7 protein-coding genes are annotated in these 8369 nt (G+C 57.1%); 2 read left to right on the top strand and 5 right to left on the bottom strand.

The annotated features are described in order from the left end of the window. Positions 1–201: 201 nt before the first annotated feature. The gene (locus HQL65_19360; protein MBF0138395.1) at positions 202–942 is read left to right on the top strand and encodes a DUF2726 domain-containing protein; all 741 of its coding nucleotides are present in this window, start codon (positions 202–204) and stop codon (positions 940–942) included. A gap of 18 nt (positions 943–960) precedes the next feature. On the opposite strand, the gene HQL65_19355 is transcribed toward HQL65_19360, so the two are convergent. The 5 genes from HQL65_19355 to HQL65_19335 all read right to left on the bottom strand — a co-directional run bounded on the left by HQL65_19355 (position 961) and on the right by HQL65_19335 (position 5268). After that, positions 961–1254, bottom strand: a complete 294-nt coding sequence (locus HQL65_19355) for an acylphosphatase (protein MBF0138394.1) — start codon at positions 1252–1254, stop codon at positions 961–963. Between the two features lie 111 nt (positions 1255–1365). Continuing rightward, the gene (gene groL / locus HQL65_19350; GenBank protein MBF0138393.1) at positions 1366–2997 is read right to left on the bottom strand and encodes a chaperonin GroEL; all 1632 of its coding nucleotides are present in this window, start codon (positions 2995–2997) and stop codon (positions 1366–1368) included. Positions 2998–3062: 65 nt separating this feature from the next. After that, positions 3063–3359, bottom strand: coding sequence for a co-chaperone GroES (gene groES, locus HQL65_19345; protein ID MBF0138392.1), 297 nt, complete (start codon positions 3357–3359; stop codon positions 3063–3065). Positions 3360–3513: 154 nt separating this feature from the next. Next, complete coding sequence (locus HQL65_19340) at positions 3514–4269, bottom strand: MBL fold metallo-hydrolase (GenBank protein MBF0138391.1); 756 nt, start codon at positions 4267–4269, stop codon at positions 3514–3516. A gap of 60 nt (positions 4270–4329) precedes the next feature. Beyond that, positions 4330–5268 carry an ROK family protein gene (locus HQL65_19335; GenBank protein ID MBF0138390.1) on the bottom strand — a complete coding sequence of 313 codons (939 nt, stop codon included), beginning with the start codon at positions 5266–5268 and terminating at the stop codon, positions 4330–4332. Positions 5269–5707: 439 nt separating this feature from the next. On the opposite strand from HQL65_19335, the gene HQL65_19330 reads away from it, so the two are divergent. After that, positions 5708–8212, top strand: a complete 2505-nt coding sequence (locus HQL65_19330) for a hypothetical protein (GenBank protein ID MBF0138389.1) — start codon at positions 5708–5710, stop codon at positions 8210–8212. Positions 8213–8369: the final 157 nt, after the last annotated feature.

Below are 8369 nucleotides of genomic sequence, written 5' to 3'. Positions count from 1 at the left end.
GGGATGGAGGTCCAGGAGGAAGGGCTGTGCCCTTCCTCTTGGCGGGGTTTGGGGCAGAGCCCCAATAAAATCTTCTTTTCCGATTTTTTTTCCGAGGGTTAATAGACAGCCTCCAAGCCCCAATAGAATCTTTTTTCCTGATTTTTTTCCAAGAGTTAATGAATATATCCTTATAAATCAAAACAATTTGGGAGTATTTTTATGGCTTCATCCAATCCAGGTATTGTAAATGCCATAAATATTTTCAACATGTTAAGCGTGTACCTCATTGCGTATGCAATATTTGCGGTGATTGTGGTCGTATTAATAAAAATAATAAAAAGTAAGATAAATAGAAAATATGAATGGGCGGAATACAGAAGAAATAAACAAACAAGATACAAAAAAAGATCATATTCTATTCTTGATGGTATCAATCATTTATGGTCAATCTTGTTCAGGCACAATTCCAACGACTCTAATGACAATGCCCATAACACCGATAACACCGATAACACCGATAACACCGATAGCGCCGATAACGATTATAATTTAAACGAAGAATACAATCCATCGAAAATTTATCCAAAAAGGCCTTTGACAAATCCGGAGCAGGTTTTATATTTCAAGTTGGCATCAGCCCTTCCGGACAAAATCATTCTGGCCCAGGTTGGTTTTGATCGGTTTCTTTACACAAAAGATGGGAACAGTTTTCAAAACAAAAAAAGATTCATGACCATCCGCCAAAAAACAGTGGATTTTCTGGTGTGCGATAAAAGTTTTCGGATTATTGCCGCCATCGAGCTGGACGACTCTTCCCATGACGAAGAAAAGGATCTGATGAGGGATCAAATATTTATTGAGGCCGGATTAAGGCTCATCCGCTGGAACGTCAGGCACATGCCGAGTGGGCAGGAAATTGTGCAGGAAATTGTGCAGAAAATTGAGCGGGTGACTCAGTAGCGTTACCGGGATGGCGAGCTACCACCGGACTGCAAACCGGGTTGGAAGCGGATCGGGGAGGGGATGATCCTGGATATCCAGGCGCAAAACCCGGGCCATGGGCGGGCCTTTCTTGCACCAGGCGACCATGGTTTCAACAAGACCCGGGGTGCCGCACAACAAGGCCTCCACCGTGCCGTCCGCATCGTTGCGCACCCAACCGGTGATACCGAGAAGATCGGCTTCTTCGCGGGTTGATTCCCGGAAGCCGACACCCTGCACCCGGCCATGCACTCTGATGTAACGACAGATTGTTCTGGATTCGGTATCCACGGGCGGGGCCTCCAACGGAAAAAAAACCGGCAGCCATTGTGCAACAGGCTGCCGGTGCAGGCAAGGGAGATCAACCCGGTCGGGACAACACCGCCCGACGACCGGTTGACATTACATGTCCATGTCGCCGCCACCGGGCATGGCAGGGGTATGGGCATCCTTCTTGGGCAGTTCGCTGACTGTGGCTTCGGTGGTGATCATCAGGCCGGCAGCCGAGGCAGCCGCCTGCAAGGCACACCGCACCACCTTGGTGGGATCGATGACGCCCCGGCTGACCAGATCGGTATACTCTTCCGCTGCGGCATCGAAGCCGAAGTTGGCATTGCTGTTTTCAAGGACCTTGGCCACGACCACCGACCCTTCGTGACCGGCGTTTTCGACAATGATCCGCAACGGCTCTTCAATGGCCCGCCGCACGATCCGGATGCCGGCCTTCTGGTCTTCGTTGTTGCCGGCGAGGTTGTCGAGGGCATTTCTGGTCCGCAACAAGGCCACGCCACCGCCAGGAACAATCCCTTCTTCGACGGCTGCCCGGGTGGCATGCAGGGCATCGTCTACCAGATCCTTGCGCTCTTTGACCTCGGTTTCGGTCGCACCGCCAATCTTGATCACGGCGACGCCTCCGGCCAGTTTGGCCAGACGCTCCTGCAACTTTTCCCGGTCATAATCGGACGTGGTTTCCTCGATCTGGGCGCGGATCTGGGCAATGCGGCCTTTGATGTCCTGGGCGGCACCGGTTCCATCGACGATGGTGGTGTTTTCCTTGTCCACGGTGATGCGTTTGGCCCTGCCCAACATGTCGAGGGTGACGTTTTCCAGTTTGACACCCAAATCCTCGGAGGCCACGGTGCCCCCTGTCAGGATGGCAATGTCTTCCAGCATCGCTTTGCGCCGGTCACCAAAACCGGGTGCCTTGACGGCGCACACTTTCAGGCCGCCGCGCAGTTTGTTGACGACCAGGGTTGCGAGAGCCTCCCCTTCCACATCCTCGGCGATGATCAACAGGGGACGGGAGGATTGCACGACGCTTTCCAGGACCGGCAGGATTTGTTGCAGGCTGGAAATCTTTTTTTCCACCAGCAGGATATAGGGATCTTCCAGGACGGCCTGCATCTTTTCCGAGTTGGTGACGAAGTAGGGGGAGAGGTAACCGCGGTCGAACTGCATCCCCTCCACAACATCCAGGGTCGTTTCGAGACCCTTGGCCTCTTCGACGGTGATCACCCCTTCCTTGCCAACCTTGTCCATGGCATCGGCGATCATTTTGCCGATGACGGTGTCGTTGTTGGCGGAGATGGAGCCAACCTGGGCGATTTCGGCGGAATTGGTCACTTTCCGGGAGAGACCTTTCAGGGAATCCACAATCTTGACCACGGCGGCATCGATACCCCGGCGCAGATCCATGGGGTTCATGCCGGCGGCCACGGCTTTCAAACCTTCGCGAATGATGGCCTGGGCCAGCACGGTGGCCGTGGTGGTGCCATCACCGGCCTGATCGGAAGTTTTGGAGGCCACTTCCTTGACCATCTGGGCACCCATGTTTTCGAACTTGCCTTCCAGTTCGATCTCCTTGGCGACGGAGACACCGTCCTTGGTCACCCGGGGCGAGCCCCAGGATTTGTCCAGGACGACATTCCGTCCCTTGGGACCCAAAGTCACCTTGACGGCATTGGCCAGGGTATTGACCCCGTTCAACATCCGACTGCGGGCAACTTCACCGAACATGATCTCTTTTGCGGCCATTTTCTCTATCACTCCTTTCTCATGTCAGCATAATCGAAGCGCGTGTCACGGGCTGCGGACAGCTCTCATTTTTCCAGAATACCGAGGATATCGCTTTCCCGCAAAATCAGGAGTTCCTCGCCATCGATCTTCACTTCGGTTCCGGAATATTTGCCGAACAGTATCCGATCACCCGCCTTGACTTCCAGGGCGCGAAGTTTGCCATTGTCGAGCAGGACTCCCTTGCCGGCGGCGATGACCTCCCCTTGCAGGGGTTTTTCCTTGGCCGAATCGGGAATGATGATGCCGGAGGGGGTTTTTTCCTCTTCTCCGCTGCGTTTGACCAGGACACGGTCATTCAAGGGCTGAAACTTGACTTTCATGAGTTACCTCCAAATCTGGGTATGAAGAAGAGTGGACCAGAATGTCTTTGGGATATCCGGTCCAATTCAGTCGTTGCCGGATCAAGTGACCTGGAATATGGGAACGCCACACCAGCCTGTCAATAGCCTGCCAGGATTTTTTTACCGCGATTGCTCAAGAGAGGGATATTTCCAGAAAATCCTCGGCCAGACGCACCGGACCGGAATAGCCCTTTCGGGCTTCATCCAGGCGTTGTTCTTCAGGCCCGGAAATGGGGTAAAAATGGGTCAACAGCAGCTCCCGCACAGCGGCCTCGGCAGCCACCTGGCCGCACTCCATGGCCGAGAGGTGCCCCTTGAATTTGCCGGCGGCCAAAGTGGAACAATCCAATACGAGCAGATCGGCGTTGCGGGCCAGGATGACCAAGGCGGGGTCTTGATCGCAATCCCCGGAAAAAACGACCGATTTGCCATCCGCTGTCAGACGATAGGCGCAACTGGCGAGCCGATCGGCGTGGCGGGTTGGTGCGGTCTGGATGGTCAGGTCTGCCACGGTGTGCCGGGGTGTGGCTTCCTGGATCTCCAGAGTAAAACCCTTGGGCGCTCCAGAGACTGGCAGGACGATGTGTTGAAAAAAATCCCGGAATCCAGGTGGACCAAAGAGCAACAGCGGTTTGCACCGGTTCAATCCCGGCAGGCGCAGGGCGTGGATCAGGGCCGTCAGATCGGTCACATGATCGGGGTGGGTATGGGTGATGCAGACGACATCCAGGTCGCCGGGGGCCATGCCGACCCGCACCAGTTGCCGCAACACGCCACTGCCACAATCCACGAGGCAGGCCAGCCCGGATTTTGTTTGCAGAAAGTATCCAGGGGCATTCCGTTCCACGGCGGGGATGCCTGTACCACTACCCAGGACGATGATTTTCATGAAGAAAACCTTTCACTCGCGGAAAAGGCCGGAATACCCGTGCCGTCACATGAAAACCCCCTATTCATTGCGCCAGTGAGCCGGGTCTCCTTCCAGGGGCCAGAGCCAGGCGGCACCCCGCACGCCGCTTGAATCGCCATGTTTGGCCTTGACGATGGGCGTGATCGACTCTCCGGCGTAGACATATTTGGCGAGCAGACCAGGTACATTCTGGTAGAGGCGTTCGAGATTGGAAACTCCGCCGCCCAGGACGATGCAATAGGGATCGAAAATGTTGATCACCATGGCCAGGGCACGGGCCAGACGATCCTCGTAGAGTTCCAGGTGGATTTTGGCGTCCAGGTTGCCTTGCTCGGCCCGGGCGGCAATGTCGCGGGATGTGAGTTGTTCCCCGGTGCGCATGTTCCAGAGTCGGGCCATGCCGGTACCGGAGACAAAGGTTTCGACACACCCTTTTTTTCCGCAATAACAATCCGGACCGGGCCATTCCCCTTCCCGCATCCAGGGAAGGCAGGTATGGCCCCACTCGCCGGCCACGCCGTTGGGGCCTTGCACGGGTCGCCCGGCCACCACGAGACCGCTGCCGGCCCCGGTGCCCAGGATCACCCCAAAGACGGAGCGATAGCCGGCTCCGGAACCATCGACGGCCTCGGAGAGGGCAAAACAATCCGCATCGTTGGCCAGGCGGACAGGCCGTCCCAAACCTTGACGCAAATCTTTTTCCAGGGGTTTGCCGATCAGGGCGACCGAATTGGAACATTTCATGAAACCGGCCCCGGGGGAGATGGCCCCGGGCGATCCCACCCCGACGGGCGGACCTTCTCCCTCTTTGACGCCCAGTTCGGATTCGACACCCCGGACCAGTTCCACCATGGCCCGCACGGTTCCTTCATAATCCCCTTGGGGTGTGGGTACCCGGCGGCGGGCGAGGGTTGCTCCCTGCCGGTCCAGGACAATGATTTCGATTTTGGTTCCGCCCAGGTCGATGCCGATACGCATGATGGTGTCACTCTCCGATGGTGCCTGAACAAGTGTGTTGCAACCGCACTTATGGTAGCCTGCAAACAGGTCAGGGGGGATTTTCGTTTCCCGACTCTCTCCGGGTCAAGGTATGATCGCCTGGAGCGTCGTGCAAATGGCAAGAAATGTCCTTACGGCACATGTTTCACGTGAAAACGTCCGTCTCGCTGCCATACGGTCAACGCGGCTATTGTAAGGTCCATGTTCCGGCACCCTGTTTCCAGGTGACAATGGCCGACCTGGTGCCATAATGACTGCTCACATTTGAGAATACACAGTGCTAGGGTGTACCGGACCGCTCTTATGATCTGATGCCATTTACTGGATTGTTATTCCGCAGATGACGATTGACCCGAAAACAATCTTCCCCGTCAACCCGGAAGCTCCGATTTTGATGTACCCAGAGACAGCAGCCACGATGGAACCAGAAACGTCGGCCACGATGAAACCAGAGACACCAGTCACGCCGGAACCTGAGACCCCGGTCTCGCAGGAATCCGAGACCCCGGTCACGCCGAAACCGGAAACGCAGGTCACGAGGCAACCGGAGATGCCGGTCATGATCGGACCGGAGACCCCGGTTGCTGGATCCCGGGACCCGGCCCCAAACCCGTTTGCTGTTTTAAGGCGGTTGGTGCCTGGTGCGGAAGCGGTTGATACAGGGCAGGGGCAAACGCAGAAAGATTTTGTGGTCGAGGCCGATCTGGGAGCGTTTCAGCGCCTCCGGCCCGGGGCGGAACCCGTGCCGCGCCCGGATGGAACCGTGTGCTGGCATGCCCGGGATGTGGAACCCCTCCGGACCCGCAAATCCTGGAAAAAACAGGGGCGACGGGTCCGGGATCAGGAAATTCCGGCGCGGGAAAGCGTGCAGGAGGAAGGCATTCAACGCCTGTTCGCCCTGAGCCAGACCCTGACCGAACAGGAGTATCTCCTGACCCAGAAGGAACGGATTCAAGCCCATTGTGTCGATCTGGGGCGTCAGTTGCAACTCCTGTTGCAGGCCCTTTCGACCTGGGAAAACCAGGATCTCCCCCAGGCCCAACCCCCGGAAGCCGAAGAGGCGTTACGGGGAATCCTGACCCGTCTGGCAGAACTCCAGGAACGGGGTCGTTCCCTGAGCGAGACGGCCAGATTGTTGGGGATCGAGGTTCCCCAGCCCGATTTTACTTCCTTTGATCGGGCCATGGAGTTGTTCCGGCAACGACGGTTTCAGGCGATCATTGCGGCGGAAAATCCCGAAGATGGCGAACTTGCCACCCTGATCGACCGACGTCTGACAGAACGGGAGCGCCAGGCTGCCGAACCGTTCCATCTTCTGCCCTATTGGAAATATTACGCCCAGTTTTACAAAACCTACGAAGAGACCCGTTTTGAACGGGAGGTGGAGGCCGCCACCCGGATTCGGGAATTTCATCTGCTCTTTCCGGCCCGGCGACGGGAGCGGAAATTCACTTTTTTTCTGGGGCCGACCAATTCGGGCAAGACCTATCAGGCCTTGCAATTGCTGGCGGCGGCTGAGAACGGTATCTACCTGGCACCTTTGCGTCTGCTGGCCCAGGAGGTGGCGCAAACCCTCAACGAATGGGGCATTCCCTGCAACCTGATCACCGGCGAAGAACGCCTGCCGGTACCCGGAGCCAAACACACGGCCAGTACCATTGAAATGCTCTCCCTGCACGAGCAGTACGCCCTGTGCGTCATAGACGAGGCGCAAATGCTCGGGGATGCGGATCGGGGCTGGGCCTGGACCCAGGCCGTTCTCGGTGTCCAGGCCGGGGAGGTCTGCGTCGTGGGGGCACCGGAATCCCTGCCGGTTTTGGAGAAACTGTTGAAACTGACCGGTGAAATACCGGAGGTGGTTCATCTTGAACGTCTGGCACCGTTGCGCCTGTTGTCGCATCCGGTCCGCGATCATGACGCGCTCAAGCCTGGTACGGCCATGGTGGCCTTTTCCCGGACGGCCGTATTGGGGTTGAAGCGGGAACTCGAAGAGCGGACCGGGCAGCGGGTGGCGGTCATCTATGGTGCCCTGCCCCCGGAAATCCGCCGCAATCAGGCCCGTCTGTTTGCCAGTGGCGAGGCCCCGTTTCTGGCCGCCACCGATGCCATTGGCATGGGCCTGAATCTGCCCATCAGGACCCTGCTTTTTTGTGAGGACCGCAAATTCATCGACCGCCAGGAACATCCCTTGACCCCGCTGGAGGTGCGGCAGATTGCCGGGCGGGCCGGTCGTTTCGGGCAGAACGAGATTGGTTTCGTGGGCACTTTTCGCATTTCCATGGAGCATATCCGCACGGCCTACCATGCCAAACCGCTGCCCGTGCGGCGGGCGCATCTGGCCCCGAACCTCGACCATGTTTTGGCCATGGCCACCCTGCGCGACGAAAAAAATCCCAAACTGGCGCGGCTGCTGGCCCTGTTCCTGAAGTCGGTCAAGCCCGATCCGCGCACCTATCAGCTTGCCGACCTGGAAGACCAGACCATTCTGGCCCGCATTGCCGATGGCCATGGCAATCTGGATCTGCCGACCCGCTTCATCTTTTCATCGGCCCCGGTGCCGGTCCGGTCCCACGAGGCCATGGCCGCTTTCACGATCATGGTGGCCACCGTGGCGCACCACCGTTCCCTGCATCTGGACGAAATTCTTCCCACCCACATGAACCGTTTTCAGCGACTGGTCATTCTGGAGACGACCATTCGCATTGTGGATCTTTATTGCTGGTTGCACTTCCGGTTTCCGGGCAATTTTCCCGATCTGGAAGAGGCGCAAGCCCATCGGCACGCCATCAATGGCGAGATTGACCGTCTTTTGGGCCAGAAACGCCCGGGTAGTCAATCCAATTCCCCGGAGCCGGGACAACGCGCAAAATCGCGCCCACCTGCGTCCCGTTTTGCGCGCTTTCACCGTCAGCGCAAACGATAAACGGAGAGAAGCTCCATGATCCCGAGGACACAACCTCATGTAATCGATGTCACGAATCTCGACTTTGATCGGCAGAACCCTCGCCTGATCGAATTTGATATTGACCACAAAACGACGGACAAGGAGATTTTGAAACTTCTTTGGGAGGTCATGGATG

The organism is Magnetococcales bacterium, from assembly GCA_015228935.1.
Taxonomy (GTDB): Bacteria; Pseudomonadota; Magnetococcia; order Magnetococcales; family DC0425bin3; genus HA3dbin3.
Note: the sequence above shows the minus strand (reverse complement) of the source record. Positions and strands in the feature narration are given on the sequence as shown.

Bases quoted from the DNA above. Each gene is read 5' to 3' on its own strand.
- HQL65_19360 (MBF0138395.1), top strand. From the start codon at position 202: ATGGCTTCATCCAATCCAGGTATTGTAAATGCCATAAATATTTTCAAC.
- HQL65_19335 (MBF0138390.1), bottom strand. From the start codon at position 5,268: ATGCGTATCGGCATCGACCTGGGCGGAACCAAAATCGAAATCATTGTC.
- HQL65_19330 (MBF0138389.1), top strand. From the start codon at position 5,708: ATGGAACCAGAAACGTCGGCCACGATGAAACCAGAGACACCAGTCACG.
- groL (MBF0138393.1), bottom strand. From the start codon at position 2,997: ATGGCCGCAAAAGAGATCATGTTCGGTGAAGTTGCCCGCAGTCGGATG.
- HQL65_19340 (MBF0138391.1), bottom strand. From the start codon at position 4,269: ATGAAAATCATCGTCCTGGGTAGTGGTACAGGCATCCCCGCCGTGGAA.
- groES (MBF0138392.1), bottom strand. From the start codon at position 3,359: ATGAAAGTCAAGTTTCAGCCCTTGAATGACCGTGTCCTGGTCAAACGC.